Raw genomic sequence first — 21284 nt, 5'->3', positions numbered from 1 at the left:
GGGTAGAGTAAAGGTATATTTTCTGTGCAGTTCTTTTAAAGACGAAGTTTGTTTTTGCTTATGCTTACAAATCTTTATAAGGTGAAATGCAAAAGATTTTATGAGAAAATGCTTATGTTGAAAGATTTAAAGAGGACTATACAAAAAACATTTTGTAGGAAGCACTTCTTTTAATCTTATTGAGCCAGAAAAATTCAATATTGTTATGGTATTCTACAGAAATTTGACTTTTTATTTTTATTTTTTATATAATTGTATTGTTTTCAAAAACTTTAAAATAGGTTCAATTCCTATTATTAGAGAAAGGTATAAAAAGGAGGGGAGAGATGTTAAAAATAAAAAGAGTGTTATTTTTTCTATTCATTCTATCCATCCTGATTACAGGATGTAAAAAGAGAGAGGGAACTACTCAGCCTCCACCAGAACCCCGTCCTAATGTTCATTACGATTATCTTCTTTTGAGTTATGAAGACTTCATTATTCCACCTTCAGGAACTCCAGGAAATTGGATTTATATAATAGGTGGAAATATTAATGGAACCTATTATGTTTCCCCAAATGGTAATGATTCAAACCCTGGGACAAGAGAGAGACCCTTTAAAAGTATTGCCTATGGAGTTTCCCGACTTTCTCCAGGAGATACCCTAGTAATATTGCCTGGTGGAACTAATAGAAGACCTGTAATTGCAGGTGGAAATGCTTTAAATTGTGCTTTTGATCTTTCCGGGAAAAGTTATATATGGATTGAGAATATTGAAATTACCCATAATGATACAATGAGAGGTGAAGGTAAATTTTTCTGGGATGGAATATATATATGGGAACCTGCTAATAATATTGTTGTTAAAAATGTGTATATTCATCACATAGATGGAATGGGTATGAACATTAGAGATGTTAATTTTTTAGAAATTTCTGGATGCAGGATTGAATATTGTGGTTTTGGAGGGCTTGGTGGACCTGAACCAAGTCAAGGTGGTTGGCAAAATGTTACTATAAAGGGATGCACACTTTCCTATAGTGGGCACTATTATCAAGGTAAAGATAGTTGCGATGTGTATGATAGACCAGATGGATTTGGAATTGAAACTTCCTTGGGACCAATTTTGATTGAAAATACTGTTGCAATGCATAATTATGGAGATGGTCTTGATTCAAAGGCTTATAATACCACTGTAAAGGAGTGTATTGTTGCTAATAATTCGGGCGATGGAGTTAAATTATGGAAGGGAACTTCAAGAATAATAAACACACTGATTTATGGAAGAGGTGATAGAAATACTACTCCCACTCCATGGGCTGCAATTGTGATAGACCAGGGAGACGAGGGAGAACCAAATCAAAGATTTGAAATAATAAATTGCACAATTGATGATACTCTGGGGAATAATTATCTCATGTATGTGGAATATGGGCAAACCCGGCCGCAAACTATTGTTCTTATAAACAATATTTTTTGCGGAAGAGGACCAGAGTGTCCTATTTATATAAACGAAGCCTCAACCATTATAGCAGAAAATAACCTTTTCTATTTTCCAAGAAGTCCATTTGTTCTTGAACATGGGAACACTGTGTATGATTCAACAAATATTCATGATCTTGGACCAGGTAATATTTACGGTAACCCCTTGTTTGTAAGAACAGCATGGGGAATAGAAGGAGACTATCATTTAAGGAATGGAAGTCCGGCAATTGATGCTGGAACTTCAAATCTTGCTCCTTCTATTGATTTAGATGGAAGACCAAGACCACAGGGCAATAATTTTGATATAGGTTGCTACGAAAGATAAAATACTTAAAAATTATTTAATTTATAGGTTAAGAAAGAACATTATAAAGAGCACTATAAACTTTATTTAAATAAAAAATTACTTTCTGGATTTAAGTGTCTTAATCTTCATTTAAGAGAAATATTTTTCTTTTAAAAAATCTATCATCCATTCACCTATCCAAAAATTTTCCTGCACATCTTCAATTGGAATAAAATTTTCATGAAATCCCCAAATATGTAAATCAAAAGCTTTCCACCATACTTCTCTAATTTTCTTTTCATTTAATTTTTTGGCTAATTCTAATGCAGTATCTCTTAATAATTTACTTGACCATTTCTCTTTTTGTTTAACTTCTTCAGGAACTAAATTTTCTTTCTCGGCTAAAAATTTTATACTTTTTTCAACTATCCAATAAATTTTTTCTGAAGATTGAGGAACATCGCCTTTTTGTAAATATTCTTTTGCTTCTTCTAAATATTTTCTCAATAATTCAATAAAATTATCCTGCATAGATAAATTATAAACCCTTTCAACATTCTTTTGCAAATCCTCTTTAAATCCTATAAATGCTTTTATCCCTTTCCCAAAATCTTTTATTCTGAATATTTCAAAATTTTCTATTGGAACTATTAAAATCTATGATAATTTGAAAAAATTGAGATAAAATGGTGGTTAAATGGTAATCACATTTTTGAGTTTTTTTTATCTAATAATTATAAATAATAATTTATAGTTGATTTGAAGAAAAAGTTTAATTTTAATTACAATTTTTTAATATATAAGTGATAAAGGGAGCATGAAAAAGCTGAAATTGAAAAACTTTATGTTAAATAAATTTGAACCTTATATTTTGTAATGGGAAAAGATATAACTGTTAAATTCGTACAAGAAGGTGTTGAAGTGATGTTATTAAGGGATTGGTTATATAAGTATTTTAGGTTTAGGAGGTATCGTTATGTTTGGGCTTTTGGTAAGTGTGTATCTGGTTTATTTCCTCGTCAGTGTGATTTAGTTGTTATTAATAATGTTCCATTTAGGTTGGAATTATTATTCTGGTATGGTGGCCTATGGGTTATAAAAGATTATTATGAAGTTTTACAGATTCCTGTTGATAGGTTATATGAGTTATGGAATAATGGCAGTGAGTTAGTTTGGGAGAATGAAAGTAAGTTTTATTTATTCTGGCGTGATTTACTTTGTCTATCTGATTTATTTGTATTTAATGATGAATATCTTCCAGAAAAATGAAAATTTTTATATTTTGTTGAAAATTAAACTCATATGAAGTTATAATAAAAAATAAAGGCTGGGTGCCGGGAAGTGGGTGAGAATCCCACACTGCCCCCGCAACCGTGAGGGACCGGAAAAGAGGAGTTTTCGGGGCTTTTGCCCGCCACTGGGAAATTAGGGTCTTTGCCTATCTTTTAGGCAGAGGCTTTTTTCCTGGGAAGGTGGAAAGCTCCTCTATGAAGGTCCCAAGTCGGGAGACCGACCCAGCTTTCAATTGCCCCGGGGTGATGGGCTTTAAAGGGTAATATTCCCGACCGGGGAATATTTAAAAGGAGGCTTTTTGTGTTTAAAATTTTAATTCTTTTCTTTTTAAATCAATACCAAATATTTCCTTCTGAAGAAAAAACTTACACTGTCCCACCTATAGAAGTTTCTGCCAAATATCCTGAAAGTTTTCTAATAAGTAAAGGAACATCTTACCTTGTTGATTCCTCACTAATTGAAACTTTTAAATTTGATCCATCTTTCCTTAATCTTTCATTTTCTCCTTCTTTAATATTAAACAGTTACGGTTACCCCGGTTACCTTCAAACAGGTTTTATAAGAGGATTTTCCTCAACAAGAACAGGTGTCTATCTTGAAGGATTTAAATTAAATTCAAGAACCTCCGGGTCTTTTAACCTTTCTCTTTTATCAGGTTTACCCGTATCTGGTATTGAAGTTCTTTCTTCTTCAGGTTCTTCTATATACGGTGAAAATGCTTTAAGCGGTGCACTTAATTTTAAACTTTTAAGAAAATCCGGATTTAATTTTAAAGGAGGAGCAGGAAATTTAAATACAACTCTTTTTTCAGGCTCTGCTGGATTACCCTATACAAATTTTTACTTTGCTAACTATACCTCCATACCACCAGAGAAAAACAAGGATTCCCACTTTTCAAGATTCATAAATATTTTTGAGAATAAAAATGTAAAATCCCTCTTTTTATACTCAAGAAACAGTATTGGAAACTTTTTTTCTGAAACAGGAAGAGAAAAGGATGAATTTATCCTAACAGGTTTTAAATACCTATCAAGATATTTTGATTTTGGATATCAGTTTAAAAAGGATGGTGTTGAAATAAAGGATATATTATATAGTTCAAAGGATCACAGCATCTCTAATAGAATTTTTGGAGATTTATTTTTAAATACAGAATATATGAAATTTAGAACAGGCTTTGAGTATGAAAAAGAATATTTAAAGGGAACTACTTTTGAAAATACGAGTCCAAAAGATGAAAGACTCTATCCTTACCTTACCCTGGACCTTGTAATTCAGGGACTTATCCCTTATTTTGAATGTGGAAAAGAACTTAAAGGTTCCTTTAATACAGAAAGTCCCTTTGTTTATAGAGGGGGAATTATATTATTTAAAGAAGAAGGTTCAATTTACTTTAACTACTCAAAGGGTTTCAGGGCTCCTACTCTTTTAGATTTATATTGGCCCTTTGATGGATTTTCAAAAGGAAATCCTGATTTAAAACCTGAAACTTCAAAGGAAATTGAAGGTGGAATAAAGGTAATTGAAGATAAATCCCTTCTTTTAATTTCCTATTTCAAAAGAGAACTTGAAAATGGAATTACATGGGGTTTTGATGAGAATTTTGTTTATACTCCTCAAAACATTGAAAAAATAAAACTTCAGGGTTTTGAAGGTCTTCTTAAAATTGAAAAAGTTCCCTTTATCTTTAGCCTGAATTTTATATTTTATAAAGAAAGAAAAAGCATAGAAAATGACTCAGAAAAAACACTATTACTTATTCCCACTTACAATTCAGGTTTTCTTATTAGTTATAAAGAGAGGAATTTTTCCTTATCTTACAGGTTGAGATTAATAGGACCTCACTATTCTATAGATCCCTCTGATTACCTGGTTAAAAATGTGCAATACGCAATCTTTCAGGATTTATCCTTCACTTTAAAATTGAGTAAATTTATTAACATGTCTCTTTTATCAACAAATATAGATAATAAACCCTACGAATTTCAAATTGGTTTTCCTCTTGAAAGAAGGAGAATTTATGGTTTTGTTGAATCAAATTTTTAGTTTAATTTTATTTTTCGGGTTCAATTCCCGAATCATTTCCCTTGCTCCAAGTATTACTGATTTTCTTATTAAATTAAATCTTGAAAATTTTATTGTTGGAAAAACATATCTTGACCCTGATTTTATAAAGGCTGAAGTTGTTTTACCCTCTTCAATGAAAGTTTCAAAGGAAAAAATTTTAAACCTAAAACCAACTCATATTATCTCTGCAGGTTTAATTCCAGAAGAAGAGTTATATTACTTTAAAAAAAGCGGTATAAAAGTTTTAGATTTTAAATATGAAAATATTTTCAGTGTTATTGAAACCTATATAGTTCTTGGCAAAGAATTTGATATAGAGGAAAAAGCCTTAAAAGAATTAAAAAGTTTTCTTGATACCTTATTTTTATTTAAAAATATAAAGGATAATAAAAGGGTTTTATTCATTCTTGATTTAACAAACGGAGTATGGTGTCCTGGTGAAAAAACCTTTATAGATGATTTAATTGAATGGACTGGCTTTGATAACATATCCGATTTTTTTGAAGGTTATAAAATTGTATCAATTGAAAAAATTTTAAAAGAAGAACCTGATATTGTGATATTTAATTTTAAAAATGGGTTTGAGGCTATAAAAAATACGCCCTTTAGAAATTTAAAACCCATAAGAGAAAAAAAATTTTATGAAGTTCCTGATCCTGATTATTTTTCAAGACCTTCACCCTTTCTAATAAGAGCTCTAAAATTTCTTTCTAAAATTGAATAAAAAAAATTTAATTTTATTTTTTTTGTTAATTTTAGTTTTTATTCTCTCATTATTAATAGGTCCTGTATTTTCCTTTGAAAAAGAGATAATTTTTAACATAAGGTTTCCAAGAATTCTTTCAGTTATTCTTTCAGGTGCAATACTTTCAGTATCAGGTCTTTTGACACAAACACTCTTTAGAAATCCAATTGCAGAACCCTATTTGCTTGGAATTTCAGCAGGTGGAGCTCTTGGAAGTTTTATTGGTAAAAATTTTATTCCCTATTTTCCCTATAATCCTCAGATTTTTGCCTTTTTATTTTCCCAGATAATTGTTTTTTTGGTAATTTTAATATCTTTTAGAAACGGTTTTCTACCGAGGGAAACCCTTTTACTTTCAGGTATTGCACTTTCCTTGCTCTGTTCCAGTATCCTTTCCTTTTTAATATTTATTTCACCTTCAGAAAGGATAAAGATATTTTTTTGGCTTTTTGGTTCCTTTTCTCTTATTGAATGGAAAGAATTTTTTATAATTTTTATAGTTTTTTTGATTTCTATTTTTCCAATAATCTTAAATTTAAATAAATTTGACCTTTTTCTTTTATCAGATGAAGAAGTTTTATCCCTTGGTATAAATTTAAAAAGGGAAAGAGTTTTTTTATCTTTACTTATATCCTTTATGACTGGTGCTATAATATCGGTTTTGGGAATTATTGGTTTTATAGGATTGATTGTTCCTCATATTGGTAGAATGATATCAGGTTCAGGTAAGCATAAAAATGTTATTTTAAATGTTATTATAACAGGTTCAATTCTACTTTTAATATGTGATGATTTATCAAGGATTCTTTTTAAGGGAGCGGAAATTCCCGTAGGTGTATTTACATCCCTTTTAGGTGTTCCCTTTTTCCTTTATCTTCTGATTAAAAGGAGAAATTATTGAATTTTTTTAAAAAAGGATAAAAAGTAAAGTTTATCCAGGGTTATAAGACCTTTTGGTAAATTATCAATTTTACTTATCCAGTTTGTAACTATTGAGGAAGTTGCCTCGTCACCTGGAATTCCTCCTTTAATTTTCATTTCAAGGGTAGGTTTACCCTCTATAAATATTCTATCTCTCGGATTTTTTGCATCAAGACTCATTTCAAGTAAAAGTTCTATATTTATTTTTTCTTCTGTTTCTACTTTTACCTTGTGAATAATACCGCAAACTTTTCCCTTTTTGACTTCAAAATATTTAGTTTTTATCAATTTTTTTGCGATTTTGGGTTCACATGTTTCCTCTAAATTTTTAATCTTTAATCCCAGAATTTTTGAAAGTATTGAGCCTGATTCTAAAAGTCCAACATGTCCTATTTCCCTTTTTTCCCATTTTTCTTTGAATTCCTCTTTTGAAAGTGCAGAACCTATTTTTTTCTGGAGTGGATACCTTCTTTTACTTGCATTATTAATTCTTTCCACATATATTGAGTAAATTTCTTCAAAAATCCCTGAAAAAATTGCAGGGAGAAAATCCATAGCAAATCCTGGATTTACACCTGTAGGAAGAATAGTTACCCCTTTTTCCTTTGCTTTTTTGTCAATTTTTTCTGCAAGCTCCAAATTTTTAAGATAAGGATCTGTCATTTCCTCTGTTGTTGTAATAATGTTGTGTCCCTTATCAATAATTAACATGTACTGGTTAAAAACATCCTTAACAAAAGAGCCTGTTAAATGTAAAACTGTTCCCTTTCCCCTTTCAAGAACTTTTTCAGCATCTTTTTCCACATATATATTGGAAAATTTTTTTATTCCTGTAATTTCATATAGAGACTTACCTACTTTTTCAGGATCAATATCAATCACCCCTTTGATTTCAATCCCCTCCTTTAGGGAAAGGTTTTTAACGACACCTTTCCCAATTTCTCCTATTCCAAAAATGTATATCGGTTTCATAGGTTAAAGATTTTAAAAAAAATCTTTTTTAATTTTCAAAACTTCTTTCTTATAATAAAAGTTATGTCTGAGAAAATAACAAAAAAACTTAATCTGGGTTGTGGTAATTTCAAAAAAGAAGGGTATATAAACCTTGATTACAATAAAGATGTAGAACCTGATGTAATACACGATTTAAATGTTTTTCCTTATCCCTTTGAGGATAATGAATTTGATTTAATTGAAGCTTCCCATGTTCTTGAACATTTAGATGATCCCTTTAAAGTTATGAGAGAATTACACAGGATAACAAAAAATAATGGTCTTATTATAATAAGAGTTCCACATTTTTCAAGAGGATTTACCCATCCGGAACATAAAAGGGGTTTTGATGTTACCTTTCCCTTTTATTTTAATCCTTCCTTTTTAGGAGGGTATCAGGGAGTGGAACTAAAACTTGAAAAAATGAGACTTCACTGGTTTGGTCAGCCCTATCTTAAAAAAACTGTGCTCCCAAAGTCTTTATTTTTAATTGCAAAATTTATAGGGAAAATAATTGATTTTTTTGCCAATTTTTCTCCTTTTCTTTGTTCAAGATTCTGGTGTTTTTTAGTGGGTGGCTTTGATGAAATAGAATTTCATTTCAGAGTAATAAAATAGTTTTTCTTTGAATTTCATTTAATTTCTTTCTTATGGTATAAAATTAAAAATGGTGGAATTTTTACCTTGAAAATTCTAATAACTCCTCTTTTCGGTATAGGTGATACGCTTATGATGACCCCTGCTTTAAAAATTTTAAAAGAAAATTTAAAAAATTCTGAACTATTTGTTTTTACAATGTTTGAATCTACAAGGGATGTACTCCTCTATAATCCTTATATTGATCATCTTATTTACTATCCACTTTTAGAAAATAAAATTAAAAGTTTTTTTTATCTATTAAAAAATATCAGGGTGAAAAAATTTGATTATGTCATTAATTTTTATCCTACAAATAGAAAGGAATATAACATCTTTTCTTTTCTAACAGGTTCAAAAATAAGAATAGGACACTCTTACAGGGTTATGGATTTTATTGAACTTAATTTTTTAAAAAATAGAAGAATCAAAGAAGATGAAAAACTTCACAATGTTTTAGAAAATGTGAGACTATTGAAGGAATTTTTTAAAATTGATGTTAAAGATATTCCACCACTTCAAATTTATTTAAAGGAAGATGAAATAGAAAGGGAAAGGGAATTTTTAAAGGAAAAGGGGATAAAGGATAAATTTTTGATAGGAATTCATGCTGGTTCAAGCGTTTTTAAAGGTCACAGGGGAAAAAGATGGCCTTCTCAAAATTTTCTTGATTTGTTAAAGAGAATTAAAGAAAAAATTAAAGATAGTTATTTTTTATTTTTCGGTTCAAAAGATGATGAAGATGTAAATAAATTTCTTGAAAAAAATTTAAAGGATGGAATTATAATAAGAAACAAAAAAATAAGGGAAGTTGCTTCTTTAATTAAAAATTGCAAAATTTTTATATCAAATGATTCAGGACTTATGCATCTTGCAGCAGCTTGTCAGGTTCCTGTGCTTGCTCTTTTTGGACCCACTTCACCCTATAAACTTTATCCCTTTGGTGTAAAACACCGTGTTTGCTTTTTAAATCTTGACTGTTCACCTTGTTTTGTTTATTCACCAAAACCCTTAAAATGTGTTAAAAATATTGATTTTAAATGCATGAAAGATATGCAAGTGGATTATGTTTATGAAAAATTTAAAGAACTGCTTGAGGAAGTTTATTGATTTTAAAGTTTTTGAATTAAAAATTTTTCCTTAAAATTTTCTGTTTCAAGTATATTCTGGGAGGGTAATATCTTAAAAATTTCACTGATAAAATATATTAAAATTAAAGATTTTTCCTCTATAGTGTTTGCTTTAAAAAAATAAATTTCATTATTTTTTCCACTTTTTTTGTATTCCTCTTTGATTTTATCAAGAATATCCTTTTTTGTAGTATCTATTAAAATTAATCCTTCATTAATATCACTAAATAATATTCTAAAATCTTCCAGATTATCACACTCAAGGCATATTTTAACTTTTATATTTATAGGCTTTAATTTTATCCTTAATTTTTGATCCTGATAAAATATTCTTATAAAATGGGAAAATATTTTTGGATTAGAAAAATCAGGATATGTAAGGTTATTCACACAAAGGGTATTTAAAAATTCTTCTGTCTTTTTTAAAAATTCTTCTCCTTGTTTTCTATTTTGTGATATTATATGAATATCTAACATACTAAATTATATACTATAACTTTTAATTTTCAATGTGATATAAATCACTTTTTTATTGAAAATTTGAGATTTTTAATATATATTTAATAAAAAGGGGGTGAAAACTGGTTTTGACGGAAGGAATTGCGGGTAACCGGGGCATGCCAGGGTGCGGGAACCCTGTAAAAACCCGCAAGAAAAACTGCCAACGCATACGCACTTGCTGCCTAATTAAGGTAGCAGGGTTTACCCGGGTTGCTCCTTACCCGGGTAAAACCTTCAGAGATAAGGAGCTTGCCCGGTGAGGTTACCCTTTTTCCTTAACCGGGGACAATAAAAAAGGGATCCCCTTTTCTCCTGTGCCTGTCCGGGAGGAAGGGTAAATAAAAGACAGGCTAAGCATGTAGTCCCGGTATCCAAATCCTTCCGGACGGGGGTTCAACTCCCCCCACCTCCATTATTTGCCGGGGTGGCGGAATTGGCAGACGCGCCGTCTTCAGGAGGCGGTAGGCTAAAGCCTGTGCGGGTTCAAGTCCCGCCTCCGGCACAATTTTTTTGATTGATAAATTTTTTATTTTTTCTTTTAATAAAAAGAAAGATTATTTTTTTTCTTAATATTCAAAACCAGTTTCTAAAAGCAGAGGATATAAAAATCTATATAGCAATACCTGAAAATGTTTATTATCAAAAAATTCTTGATATAAAATTTAACCCTCAACCTGATTCAATTTTAAAAGAAGAGTGGGGTCAAAATCTTGCCCTTTTTAAAATTAAAAATATGGAACCCTATGAAGAAAAATCTTTTAAAATGGAAATTAATGCTATTTTTGATTTTAAAAATAAAATTAATTTTTATAACAAAAATATGGAAGATAATTTGGAAATATATCTCAGAGATGACCCCTATCTATGTATGAACTCTGATATTTTAAAAAAAGTAGCCCTTAATATAAAGAAAAAAACGAAGGATGATTTAGATTATATAAAAGATGTTCTTGACACAATTTCAAAATCCCTTTTTTATAGTGTTGATGGATCTTGGCAAAATGCTGAAAAAACTTTCCTTCAGGGACATGGTTCCTGTTCTGAGTACTCCTTTTTATTTTCTTCTTTAATGAGACTTGGTGGCCTTCCAACAAGATTTGTCGGTGGAACTATGGAAAGAAAAGGGGGAATAGATTTAACTTTTCACAGATGGGTTGAAGTTTTTTTAAAAGATAAAGGATGGATACCTGTTGATGCTCAATATTATGATTCTCCGGAAAGTAATGGTAAATTTTTCCCTGATGATGAGAGGTTATTTCTTGTAACAACAATAACTCCTTCTACAAGTTCTTTGCTTGATGAATGGTATAATTTTAATGTAAAAGTAAAAAAAGGTATAATAAGAGTTAATGCTTTTTTTAAATGGGAAAAATGAAGAAAATAAAAAGAATTTTTGTTTCTAAAAATGGAAATATAATAAGTGATTTTGATGAAGCTCAAGATATTTTGACTGAGATAAGAGAAGGTAAAAATTTTTTAGTTATAGATAATGTTAGATATTCTGTTAGAAAGTATGATATTAGAGAAACTCAAGGTCATTTATACCTTTTAAAGACTGATAATAAAAGTATTAAAGAGAAAGATATATACTATCATTTAACTAATCTTTTGATAAGTAAATATTTTGATGATATAGAGTTTTTAAAAGATAAAATAGAACTTTTAAGCAAAACCGGAGAATTCTTTGCAGAAGTTATTAATATAGAAGAAATAATAAAGAGGATCATAAGAGAAATAAAAAGGGTTTTAAAAGTTGAAATAGTTTCAATTTTTAAAGTAGACGAAAAAGATAAAAAAATTTCCTTTTATGAATTCACAAAGGGGAAAAAAGAGCTGAAATCAATAGAAATTGAATGGGGTAAAGGTATTGTGGGTTATGTAGCTATACATAAAACCCCTTTGATTGTAAATGATGTATCAAAAGATAAAAGATTTTATCCTGAAGTGGATAGGAAAACAGGTTTTAAGACAAAAAATTTAATTGCTTATCCTTTAATTGTTCAAAAGAAGATAATAGGTGTAATTGAAGTAATAAACAAAAGAAATGGATTATTTACAAATAGAGACCTTGAGATTATTTCCCTGATTTCTTCTTCAGCATCCGTTGCATTACAGAATGCTTTTTTATACAGGGAACTTGATGAATTATTTAAAGGAACAATAACATCACTTGCAAATTCTGTTGAAGCAAAGGATCCATATACCTCAGGTCATGTTAATAGAGTTACAGAACTTTCTGTTGAGATTGGTAAAAGGATAGGTTTAAAGGGAGAAGATTTGAGAACTTGTGAACTTGCAGCAATTTTACATGATATTGGTAAAATAGCTATCCCTGATAGTATATTAAAAAAACCTGATAAACTAACAGAAGAGGAATTTGAGATAATGAAAACTCATGTTTATCATGGTGCAAGGATTTTAAACCCCATTCCTGGTATGAAGAGTGTAATTCCTGCTGTTTTACATCATCATGAAAGATGGGATGGAAAGGGTTATCCTATGGGTTTAAAAGGAAAGGAAATTCCTTTAATAGCAAGAATAATAACAATTACTGATTCTTTTGATGCAATGAATTCTGATAGACCTTACAGAAAAAGGCTTGCCCCAGAGGTTATAGAGAAAGAGTTGAGAGAAAAATCCGGTTTTCAATTTGACCCTGAATTAGTTGATGTTTTTCTTGAAATTGAAGAGGTAAAAGAGTTATTAAATAAATGATGCGAGGGTGGCGGAACTGGCAGACGCGTCAGATTTAGGATCTGATGGGGAGACCCGTGCGGGTTCGAGTCCCGCCCCTCGCACTCTTTGATATAAAATAGTGAATCATAATAATAAAAAACTATTATTTTTAATATTTTTCTTTTATCTTTTAATTTTCCTTTTTACTGCTGAAGGACATGTTGAATCGATTGATGCACAACTAAGATTTGAAATGACTAAAAGTATGGTGGATAAAAGAAGTTTAGAAGTTGACTATTTTCTTGCGAGAAAAGGAAAAGACGGAAGGTATTATAATACTTATGGTCCAATTACTTCTTTACTTGCTGTACCCTTCTATCTAATTGCTAAAGCAGTTTACAATTTAACCAATTTAGAAAAAAGGGGAGTTGAAGAATTTATGTTTTCTATGATGACCCCAATTTTAGGAGCAATTACTGTTTTAATATTTTTCTTATTTTGTTTAAAAGTAATGAGGTTTAACTATAAAAAATCCTTTATGGCATCTATTTTATTTTCTTTTTTTACCCCCTTTTGGTTTTATACAAAGTATTCTGCCAATGAAGTTCTCTGTGCTCTTTTTTCACTTATTGGCTTTTATTTTTTACTAAAAAATGATAAAAAGCCAAAAGATTTATTTTTATCAGGTTTAGGATTTGGTCTTGCATACCTTACAAGATGGGAGTTTGCTATTCTTTTTTTACCAATATTTATATGGGTTATTTATAAATACTTTCCCCAAATTAAACCGATCCTTTTATTCTCCTCTGGAATTTTTCCACTTTTTTTATTAGGAATCTTTTATAGTTATATGATTTTTGGAAGTCCTTTTTTTCCTTATGGAGAACTTAAGGGTTTTGAGGAAGGTATACCACGTTCCTTAAATTTATCGTGGTTTTTTTCTTATTTTTTTTCTTTTCCACCTTGGAAAGGTTTTTACAGAAGATTATTTAGTTTTGAGCAGGGGATATTTACTTATTCTCCCTTTATAGTTTTTTTTATCAATGGATTTTATTATCTCTTAAAAAAAGAGCGCTCTATTTTCTTTTTATTTCTTTCTGTAATTTTTGTTTGGGTTATTTTTTATACTTTTATTGGTCCAAAAGGTGTAGAAATGGGACCACGATATCATATACCTATTCTTTTTATCTTTGTATCCTGTTCTCTTTATCCATTAAAGAATTACTTTTTAAAACTCCTCTTTTATTTTTTTGCTTTTATTTCATTTATTATAAATTTTTTAGGAATCAATGTTTCATCTCATCGCACTCATCTTAAACTGGAACTAATTTATAGAAAGAATCCTCCATCAGGTTGGGTTATTCAGGAAGAAAGACTTTTTAATATGATATCAGGATGCTTAGAGGTTTGGAGAAATTATATAAAAGAATCTTCAAAGGACTATTTTTTTAGCAGGGAAGATGCCAGTGTAGAAGAGAGACTTGAAAAGCAAGCAACGATTGCTCTTCCAAATTTCTGGTGGATTTTCCTTCCTTTTTTTGGTGTCCCCAAATTTATAATTTTCTTAATTATTTTAATTTTTTTAATTCTCATTTTTTACACAAGCTTAAAGATAAAAAGTATTTTATTTTATCTTGACAAATTTTATAGTATTGAAATATAATTTAAAGAGGAGGAAGTTATGATTGAATTAATAATTTTAACTCAAATATTAAGAAGCACATCAATTTTAGAATTACCTACTGCAAATCTTCCAAAAGATCCTATTTACTGGCAAATAGGTGCATCTACTTCTTTTTCTCTTGCCTCAAAATATGACCTCCATCCCTCTGATTTTGATTTAAATGGTTTTGCTTCCTTTAATGGGAAATGGTTTTTAGGACTGAATATATTTACCTTAAATGAAATTTCCTTTGACCTTGGTTCAATTTTAATTTCTGAGGGAGAAAAATCGCCTTTGGGTATTTCCTTTGGCTTAAGGAATATATCATGGAAAAAGTATATTTCTTCTGTTGGTGGAGAACCTGAAAGGGGAGGTGGATTTACTGACGATAATTCCTATATTTTGAGAAGTCCTGAATTATTATCCTTTTATGGAGTTTTGTCAAAACATATAAATCCCTCCCTTATTCTTCACCTTGGTTTCGGAAGGGGTGAATTTATAGGTTACGGTCCGAGAAGTAAATTTTTGAATACTGATTATTTTTTAAAAACTCCCCATGAATATTTTACCTTTGGTCTCTTTGGAACCCTTGAATTTTACCTTACCCCTTCTTTACATTTAGCCCTTGAAGCTGATGGAAGGGATATCAATCTTGGTTTTTTAATTGATGTTGAAAAATTTAAGTTTGTTATTGAAGGTCAAAAAATAGAACACTTTATGTTTAAAGGTTACCCAAAATTTCAACCAAGATTTAATGCAGGATTGGCTATTACAAGCAGAGTGGTTATTCCTGAAGTTCGTCCGGTCCTTGTAAAGTTTGAAATAGTAAATAAGGAAACAAAAAATCTTGTTAAAGGTGCTGTTATAAAATTTTTACAGACAGAAATCCCCAGTCTCATAACTGATGAGAAAGGATTTGCTTATTTAAATATTCTTCCTGGGACTTATATGGTATCTATAACTCATCCTGAATTTAAAGATCTGAAAGCTAAATTAAATATAAAGAAGGATAAGCCTATCTTTGCTAAAATTGCTCTTGAACCAAAAGTAAGTAAAAAAGACATAGCTGCTCAAAAGATTAAGGAAGGTGATGCTCTCTTAAAAGAAGAGAAATTACTTGAAGCAATGAATGCTTATAAAGAGGCACTTAATATCTATCCAGAAAGCAAAACAGCTCAGGAAAGACTTTTGAATGTTGAAAGAGCAATAAAGAATAAAATACTGGAACTTAAATCAAGGGCTAAATACTTTGAAGGAAAAGGAGACTATAAGAGTGCTTTAAGTTATTATAATGATGTTTTAAAAATTTCACCCGAAGATATAGAGACAAAAGATAAGATTCAGGAGTTGGAAAAGAAAATTAAAGAGACAGTAACACCGGTATCTGAAAAAAAAGTTGAAACTAAAAAAGAGGAACCCAAAAGACCCTCAAAAGAACAGATTGAAAACACATTAAATAAGGCCATCCAAGAATTTGGGAAAGGTAATTACAAAGAAGCAAAGAAATTATTACAGGAAGTTCTTAAATGGGATCCAGGTAATCAAAAAGCTCAGGAATATTTAAAGAAAACTGAAGCAAGACTTAAGGCTTTAGGAGAATAAAATTTAAATGCCTTTTGATTTTGAAGAACTTGAAATAGATGGTCTTGTCCTTATAAAAACAAAGAGTTTTCCTGATATAAGAGGATACTTTTTTGAAAGTTATAAAGAGTCAGAATTTAAAAATTGGGGTATAAAAGAAAAATTTAAACAGGATAATATTTCCTATTCAGTAAAAAACACTTTACGGGGACTTCATTTTCAAAGAAAACCCAAAGAACAAGCAAAACTTGTAAGATGTATAAAGGGAGAAATCTTTGATGTTGCCTGTGATTTAAGAAAAGATTCTAAAACCTTTGGCAAATGGGCATCTGTTATTCTTTCAGAAGAAAACAAAAATATGCTTTATATTCCTAAGGGATTTGCACATGGATTTTGTGTTTTAAGTGATTATGCTATTTTACTTTATAAAGTATCTGAAGAATATTATAAAGAACTGGATGCAGGGATTAGATGGGATGACCCTGATTTAAATATTGCTTGGCCTATAAAAAATCCCATTCTTTCAGAGAAGGACAAAAACCTTCCCTTTTTAAAAGATATAAAATCTATTCTATAAAGATCAGATTCTCAAAAACTTTAACCTTACTTTTGCCCTTAATTTTTGCTTCTAAAAATTTTTTAGCAAGTAAAAAGATTTTTTCCATATTTTTATCAGGTTTCCCGAATCTATCTTTATATTCTTCTATTATTAAATTTATCTCCTCTTCTGATTCAGCAGTAAATAGACTTCTTGAAATATGAAGTTTATCCTCATCTTCCATATTTGAAGGAAAAAACAAGGAAGTATAGGGAATTATTTTAGGAATTATTTTTATAACCTTCTCTCCCTTTAATTTCTTTATTTCTTCTTCAAGTAATTTTATATAAAAATTTATACCCAATTTTTTTATAAATCCTTTTTGCTTTTTTCCAAAAAATTCACCAGGTCCCCTCATTTCAAGATCTTTTAGAGCCACCTTTTCTCCAGAGCCAGGATAATTGTATCTCTTTAATATTTTTATCCTTTCTCTTGCTCTTTCGGTTAATTTATGTGGTAATAAAAGATAAACATAAGATTTTCTATCCCTTCTTCCAACTCTTCCCTTTAAAGCATAAAGTTCTGAGAGTCCGAATAAATCGGGTCTTTCAATTATTAATGTATTAACATTTTCAAAATCCATTCCTGTTTCAAGAATACTTGTTGTTATTAAAATTTTTATTTCTCCCAAGATAAAGGAAATTAAAATATCCTCTATTTCCTCTTTACTCATTTTACCGTGTAATATTTCACACCTTACATCAGGAAAAATTAAGTTAATTTTTGATTTTATTTCCTTTAAAGGTGAAATTCTATTTCTTACATAAATAACTTGTCCGTTCCTTTCAAGTTCCTTTTCAATAGCTTCTCTTACTTTATTAAGTGAATAATTTGTTATTATTATTTCTGTTTCCTTTCTTCCCTTTGGTGGTGTTCTTATTCTTGAGATGTCAAGAATGTTATAAATTGATAAAGCAAGGGTTCTCGGAATCGGAGTTGCAGAAATAATTAAAGTATCAAGTTCCTCTCTTAAAAGTCTTAATTTTTCCTTGTGTTCAACTCCAAATCTTTGTTCTTCATCTATGACAAGAAGACCGAGTTTTTTAAATTTTACATCCTCAGAAAGTGCCCTGTGGGTGCTTATTAAAATATCAATTTTACCTTCCCTTAAACCATCAATAATTTCTCTTTCTTCATTTTTTGTAATAAGTCTTGATAACATTCTAATATTTAATGGAAAATCTTTTAATCTTTCACAAAAATTCCTGTAATGCTGTAAAACAAGGGGCGTTGTTGGTGCTAATAAAAGACCCTGGTATCCCTTTAAAGCACACATTGCAAGAGCCCTTAAAGCAATTTCAGTTTTACCAAAACCTGAATCTCCTATTATTAATCTATCCATCCTTTTTTCAGATTCTAAATCTCTTTTCGTTTCTTCCCATGCCCTTTTCTGGTCTTCTGTTTCTATATAAGGAAAACTTAATATAATCTCATTTAAAATTTTTTCTTCCTCCTCATCCAGTTTAAATGAAATTCCCTTTAATACTTTTCTTCTTGCTGTTAGGGTTAAAATTTTTTTTGCAAATTCATGAATTTCAATTTTTGTTTTTAAAAAATTTTTTGCCCATAAATTTTTTGAATAATCTGTAAATTTACTTTTTCCAAAATACCTTTCTATTTTATAAATTTCCCAGAAAGGAACATAAAGTTTTTGATTATCCTGGAAAATAAGTTCTATATTTTCTATTTCCCTTTCCTCACTTTTAATCCTTTTAAATCCCTTGATTGAGCATATACCTTCTTCTTCATAAATAACAGTATCACCAGGATTTATTTCAAAAAATTCCTCTTCTCTGAATGGTAATGTAAATTTTTGAGAAGTTTTTATAGAAGGATAAAGTTCCCTTTCAGATATTATTATTTTTCCTTCATCAGGGATTTCAAAACTCTCTGAAATGTTCCCCTTTAAAAACTCAATATTATTTATTAATTTTTTTAAATAGGAGTATCTGAGTGTATTGTCTGCCACATATATTATTTTTTTGTTTTTATTTTTTAAAAACTCAATAAAATCAATAAATTTTTTAAATTTTGGCAATTGGTCTATTTTTTTATCTAAAAAATCCCTTTCATTGATATAATAAAAATCTAATGGTTTTAAAAGATTTGAAAAGAAATTTTTAAATTTTTCTGGAATATAAATATAAAGCACTTCCTTTTTTTCAACACTCTTCTGAGTTACCGGGTCAAAAAATCTTAAATCTTCGATAAAATCACCGAATAATTCTATTCTTAAAGGAAGTTCTGATTCTTCAAAAAAAACATCAATAATATAACCCCTTCTTGCAAATTCCCTTTCTGAATAAACTTTATCATATTCCTTATAACCTGCATTAATAAGCAAATTTATAAATTGGAAAATTTTTAACTCTTTTCCCCTTTTAATTTCAAGAATTAAATTTTTTTCTTTTTTTTCTTCGCTAATTACAATTGGTTCATTAAATAAGTTAAAGAGAAGAATCTTGTTTTTAAGTTTTTTAAAATATTTATATTCTTCTTCAAATTTTGATAAAATAACAGGGTATTTATTTTCCTTTAAATTAGTTAATGAAAAAAATTCCACATATAGAGATATCATTACTTTCCCAGAAGTAAATTTTTTGATTTAATAAAAGCATAAGTAAATATTAAAATTGAGAGTGTCCCCATAATTAAAAAGTTAATTTTTAATTCAAAAAAACCTGAACCCTTTAAAAATATACTTCTTAATATTATCAAAAAATGTGTCAAAGGATTTAAATAGGCAATAATTCTAAAAATTAAAGGCATTGATTCTATTGGATAAAAAAATCCTGAAAGAACAAGCATGGGTAAAACAAAAAAAACTGCTTGCATCATTGCCTGTGCCTGAGTTTCAGAAAGTATTGAAGATAAAAGTCCTATCCCCAGAATAAGTAATAGAAAAAGAAATGTTCCTGAATATAAAAGAATTAAATTTCCACGAAAAGGTAATTTGAAAATTATAAGAGAGAAAATAAAAACAATAGTTACATTAATTAAGCCTAAAAATGTATAAGGTAAAATTTTACCGAGGACAAATTCAATATGGGAAATAGGACTTATGGATAAAAGTTCAATTGTTTCCATTTCCTTTTCCCTTGCAACAGAAATACTAGTTAAAATCATTGAAGTTATAAGAAGCACCATTGCTATTACTGCCTCAACCATATAGTTACTTGACTTGCCTTCAGGATTATAAAGAATAATAATTTTGGGTTCCACTTCATTTTTCCTTAATTTTTGATAAAGAAAATTTGTAAAATAACCCAGAATAATCTGTGTACTCCATGCCCTTGAACCATCAAAAAGAGCAAAAACTTCAAAATTTTTCTCTTTTCTTATTTGTTTATTAAATTTCTCTTTTATTATTATACCAAAATCAATTCTACCATTTTTAAAGTCCTTTTCCATATCATTAGGATTGTTATAAATTTTCAATATTTTAAAAAATGAAGAAGATGTTAGGGAATATATGAAATCTCTTGATATACTTTTATTACAGTAATCCAGTATACCTGTTTTTACATTCCTTACATCAGTGGATATTACATAACCAAAAACTATAAGCTGTATTATAGGTGCTGCAAATACAATAAACCTTGTTCTTTTATCCCTCATAACCTGGATAAATTCCTTTTCAATAAAAAATAAAAGTCTTTTCATGTTAATATTTCTTTTTTTATAGATTTTAAAGCTATAAAAATTAAGATGAAGGACAAAAGAATAAGAAAGAAAAGCTCATCAAGCATATAAAAGATTTCACTATTTCTTAAAAGATTAGCTCTTAAAAGCTCAAGAAAATATCTTGCAGGAACAAAATATGTCAGAATTCTTAATAAAAACGGGATATTTTCAATTGGAAAAATAAATCCAGACAATAAAAAGGAAGGTAATATTGTTGTTAACCATGTTACTTGGAGCGCAGTCTGCGTTTTTTTAAATTTAGTTGAAACTATTATTCCTATACTAAGACCTGAAAGAATATAAATTATAGTGGATAAATAAAGAAATAAAAAATTACCTCTTAATGGGATGTTAAATAGTATTTTACCAAAAATAAGAACAAGGGTAAATTGAGTAAGACCGATTAAAATATAGGGAATAACTTTACCAATTATTATTTCATAGGGTTTTAACGGTAAGGTGAAAAGTGTATAAAAGCTACCGGTTTCGTATTCTTTACTTATACTTATTGCTACAAGAACAGCTGAGATAACAACAAGAATAATTGCTATAATTCCGGGAACAATAAAAATTTCACTTTTTAATTCAGGATTGAAGAGAATTTTATATCTCAAATCAAAAATATTTTCTTTTTCTCCAAGCATTCTTATCATATAACCTGAAAGGGTTGAAAATAATGTTGGGTCAGAACCATCTATAATGATGACAATTTCTTTTAAATTGCTGGGTATAAAAATTTTTCCTTTTATTTCATTTTTCAAAAATTTATCTTCTTTTAAATCATATTCATTAAAGATCTTTGAAAATACAGAAGAATTTTTTAAGGTTTCCTTTAACTCCCTTGTAAAATAATCGTTTTTAAAATCAAAAAAGCTTAAACTTACATTTTGGATATCAAGTCTGATTGCATAGCCAAAAATTATAAGTAAAAAAACTGGAATTATTAAAGAAAGAATTAAAGTTCTTATATCTCTTATAATGTGCAGAATTTCCTTATATGCAATTGATTTAATTTTTCTTAAAGAATTTTTTATATTTTTCATTT

Annotated in this window: 18 protein-coding genes, 2 tRNA genes, 1 other RNA gene and 1 riboswitch; of the genes, 15 read left to right on the top strand and 6 right to left on the bottom strand. The window is 29.1% G+C overall.

Annotated elements, in window-relative coordinates; all coding sequences use genetic code 11:
- Positions 1 to 326: 326 nt before the first annotated feature.
- Complete coding sequence (locus ABIN73_05125; GenBank protein ID MEO0269103.1) at positions 327 to 1790, top strand: right-handed parallel beta-helix repeat-containing protein; 1464 nt, start codon at positions 327 to 329, stop codon at positions 1788 to 1790.
- A gap of 111 nt (positions 1791 to 1901) precedes the next feature.
- On the opposite strand, the gene ABIN73_05120 is transcribed toward ABIN73_05125, so the two are convergent.
- Positions 1902 to 2282 (bottom strand): PaREP1 family protein, encoded by a 381-nt coding sequence (locus ABIN73_05120; GenBank protein ID MEO0269102.1) that lies wholly within the window; start codon positions 2280 to 2282, stop codon positions 1902 to 1904.
- Positions 2283 to 2672: 390 nt separating this feature from the next.
- Between ABIN73_05120 and ABIN73_05115 the strand changes: the two genes are divergently transcribed.
- From ABIN73_05115 to ABIN73_05100, 4 genes are all read left to right on the top strand, one after another.
- The gene (locus ABIN73_05115) at positions 2673 to 3020 is read left to right on the top strand and encodes a hypothetical protein (GenBank protein ID MEO0269101.1); all 348 of its coding nucleotides are present in this window, start codon (positions 2673 to 2675) and stop codon (positions 3018 to 3020) included.
- A 43-nt stretch (positions 3021 to 3063) separates the two neighbouring features.
- A riboswitch (cobalamin riboswitch) is annotated at positions 3064 to 3284 on the top strand.
- 60 nt (positions 3285 to 3344) lie between these two features.
- Positions 3345 to 5090, top strand: coding sequence for a TonB-dependent receptor (locus ABIN73_05110; protein ID MEO0269100.1), 1746 nt, complete (start codon positions 3345 to 3347; stop codon positions 5088 to 5090).
- The gene (locus ABIN73_05105) at positions 5074 to 5835 is read left to right on the top strand and encodes an ABC transporter substrate-binding protein (GenBank protein MEO0269099.1); all 762 of its coding nucleotides are present in this window, start codon (positions 5074 to 5076) and stop codon (positions 5833 to 5835) included. The genes ABIN73_05110 and ABIN73_05105 overlap by 17 nt, the downstream gene beginning before the upstream one ends.
- Entirely contained in the window at positions 5828 to 6757 is a 930-nt protein-coding gene (locus tag ABIN73_05100) for an iron ABC transporter permease (protein MEO0269098.1), read from the top strand. Before ABIN73_05105 ends, ABIN73_05100 begins: the two co-directional genes overlap by 8 nt.
- Here ABIN73_05100 and ABIN73_05095 read toward each other — a convergent pair.
- Entirely contained in the window at positions 6751 to 7749 is a 999-nt protein-coding gene (locus ABIN73_05095; GenBank protein MEO0269097.1) for a hypothetical protein, read from the bottom strand. The two genes, ABIN73_05100 and ABIN73_05095, sit on opposite strands and share 7 nt — an antisense overlap.
- Positions 7750 to 7812: 63 nt before the next feature.
- Between ABIN73_05095 and ABIN73_05090 the strand changes: the two genes are divergently transcribed.
- Both ABIN73_05090 and ABIN73_05085 read left to right on the top strand, forming a co-directional pair.
- Positions 7813 to 8388 (top strand): class I SAM-dependent methyltransferase, encoded by a 576-nt coding sequence (locus tag ABIN73_05090; GenBank protein MEO0269096.1) that lies wholly within the window; start codon positions 7813 to 7815, stop codon positions 8386 to 8388.
- 66 nt (positions 8389 to 8454) lie between these two features.
- On the top strand, positions 8455 to 9516 hold the full coding sequence (locus ABIN73_05085) for a glycosyltransferase family 9 protein (GenBank protein MEO0269095.1): 1062 nt from the start codon (positions 8455 to 8457) through the stop codon (positions 9514 to 9516).
- 2 nt (positions 9517 to 9518) lie between these two features.
- On the opposite strand, the gene ABIN73_05080 is transcribed toward ABIN73_05085, so the two are convergent.
- Positions 9519 to 10013 carry a hypothetical protein gene (locus ABIN73_05080; GenBank protein MEO0269094.1) on the bottom strand — a complete coding sequence of 165 codons (495 nt, stop codon included), beginning with the start codon at positions 10011 to 10013 and terminating at the stop codon, positions 9519 to 9521.
- A gap of 93 nt (positions 10014 to 10106) precedes the next feature.
- On the opposite strand from ABIN73_05080, the gene ssrA reads away from it, so the two are divergent.
- From ssrA to rfbC, 8 genes are all read left to right on the top strand, one after another.
- Positions 10107 to 10452, top strand: a transfer-messenger RNA (tmRNA) gene (ssrA, locus tag ABIN73_05075).
- A gap of 3 nt (positions 10453 to 10455) precedes the next feature.
- A tRNA-Leu gene (locus tag ABIN73_05070) sits at positions 10456 to 10539 on the top strand.
- A gap of 12 nt (positions 10540 to 10551) precedes the next feature.
- A complete protein-coding gene (locus ABIN73_05065) occupies positions 10552 to 11412 on the top strand; it encodes a transglutaminase-like domain-containing protein (protein MEO0269093.1) in 861 nt (286 codons plus the stop codon).
- Positions 11409 to 12752: an HD domain-containing phosphohydrolase gene (locus ABIN73_05060; protein MEO0269092.1), complete on the top strand. Its 1344-nt coding sequence runs from the start codon at positions 11409 to 11411 to the stop codon at positions 12750 to 12752. Before ABIN73_05065 ends, ABIN73_05060 begins: the two co-directional genes overlap by 4 nt.
- A gap of 1 nt (position 12753) precedes the next feature.
- Positions 12754 to 12835: transfer RNA gene (locus ABIN73_05055), tRNA-Leu, on the top strand.
- Positions 12836 to 12852: 17 nt separating this feature from the next.
- Complete coding sequence (locus ABIN73_05050; GenBank protein ID MEO0269091.1) at positions 12853 to 14376, top strand: glycosyltransferase family 39 protein; 1524 nt, start codon at positions 12853 to 12855, stop codon at positions 14374 to 14376.
- A gap of 18 nt (positions 14377 to 14394) precedes the next feature.
- Positions 14395 to 15978 (top strand): hypothetical protein, encoded by a 1584-nt coding sequence (locus tag ABIN73_05045; protein ID MEO0269090.1) that lies wholly within the window; start codon positions 14395 to 14397, stop codon positions 15976 to 15978.
- A gap of 7 nt (positions 15979 to 15985) precedes the next feature.
- On the top strand, positions 15986 to 16534 hold the full coding sequence (gene rfbC, locus ABIN73_05040; GenBank protein MEO0269089.1) for a dTDP-4-dehydrorhamnose 3,5-epimerase: 549 nt from the start codon (positions 15986 to 15988) through the stop codon (positions 16532 to 16534).
- On the opposite strand, the gene ABIN73_05035 is transcribed toward rfbC, so the two are convergent.
- Genes ABIN73_05035 through ABIN73_05025 form a run of 3 tightly spaced genes read right to left on the bottom strand, consistent with a single transcriptional unit; the run spans position 16524 to position 21282 of the window.
- Complete coding sequence (locus ABIN73_05035) at positions 16524 to 19133, bottom strand: DEAD/DEAH box helicase (GenBank protein ID MEO0269088.1); 2610 nt, start codon at positions 19131 to 19133, stop codon at positions 16524 to 16526. The two genes, rfbC and ABIN73_05035, sit on opposite strands and share 11 nt — an antisense overlap.
- A complete protein-coding gene (locus ABIN73_05030) occupies positions 19133 to 20218 on the bottom strand; it encodes an ABC transporter permease (protein ID MEO0269087.1) in 1086 nt (361 codons plus the stop codon). Before ABIN73_05030 ends, ABIN73_05035 begins: the two co-directional genes overlap by 1 nt.
- Positions 20215 to 21282 carry an ABC transporter permease gene (locus tag ABIN73_05025; GenBank protein MEO0269086.1) on the bottom strand — a complete coding sequence of 356 codons (1068 nt, stop codon included), beginning with the start codon at positions 21280 to 21282 and terminating at the stop codon, positions 20215 to 20217. Before ABIN73_05025 ends, ABIN73_05030 begins: the two co-directional genes overlap by 4 nt.
- Positions 21283 to 21284 lie beyond the last annotated feature (2 nt).

The organism is candidate division WOR-3 bacterium (assembly GCA_039804025.1).
Classification (GTDB): domain Bacteria; phylum Hydrothermota; class Hydrothermia; order Hydrothermales; family JAJRUZ01; genus JBCNVI01.
This window is presented reverse-complemented; position numbering and strand designations above follow the sequence as displayed.

Bases quoted from the DNA above. Each gene is read 5' to 3' on its own strand.
- ABIN73_05025 (MEO0269086.1), bottom strand. From the start codon at position 21,282: ATGAAAAATATAAAAAATTCTTTAAGAAAAATTAAATCAATTGCATAT.
- ABIN73_05125 (MEO0269103.1), top strand. From the start codon at position 327: ATGTTAAAAATAAAAAGAGTGTTATTTTTTCTATTCATTCTATCCATC.
- ABIN73_05080 (MEO0269094.1), bottom strand. From the start codon at position 10,013: ATGTTAGATATTCATATAATATCACAAAATAGAAAACAAGGAGAAGAA.
- ABIN73_05045 (MEO0269090.1), top strand. From the start codon at position 14,395: ATGATTGAATTAATAATTTTAACTCAAATATTAAGAAGCACATCAATT.
- ABIN73_05095 (MEO0269097.1), bottom strand. From the start codon at position 7,749: ATGAAACCGATATACATTTTTGGAATAGGAGAAATTGGGAAAGGTGTC.
- ABIN73_05090 (MEO0269096.1), top strand. From the start codon at position 7,813: ATGTCTGAGAAAATAACAAAAAAACTTAATCTGGGTTGTGGTAATTTC.
- ABIN73_05120 (MEO0269102.1), bottom strand. From the start codon at position 2,282: ATGCAGGATAATTTTATTGAATTATTGAGAAAATATTTAGAAGAAGCA.
- ABIN73_05060 (MEO0269092.1), top strand. From the start codon at position 11,409: ATGAAGAAAATAAAAAGAATTTTTGTTTCTAAAAATGGAAATATAATA.
- ABIN73_05030 (MEO0269087.1), bottom strand. From the start codon at position 20,218: ATGAAAAGACTTTTATTTTTTATTGAAAAGGAATTTATCCAGGTTATG.
- rfbC (MEO0269089.1), top strand. From the start codon at position 15,986: ATGCCTTTTGATTTTGAAGAACTTGAAATAGATGGTCTTGTCCTTATA.
- ABIN73_05035 (MEO0269088.1), bottom strand. From the start codon at position 19,133: ATGATATCTCTATATGTGGAATTTTTTTCATTAACTAATTTAAAGGAA.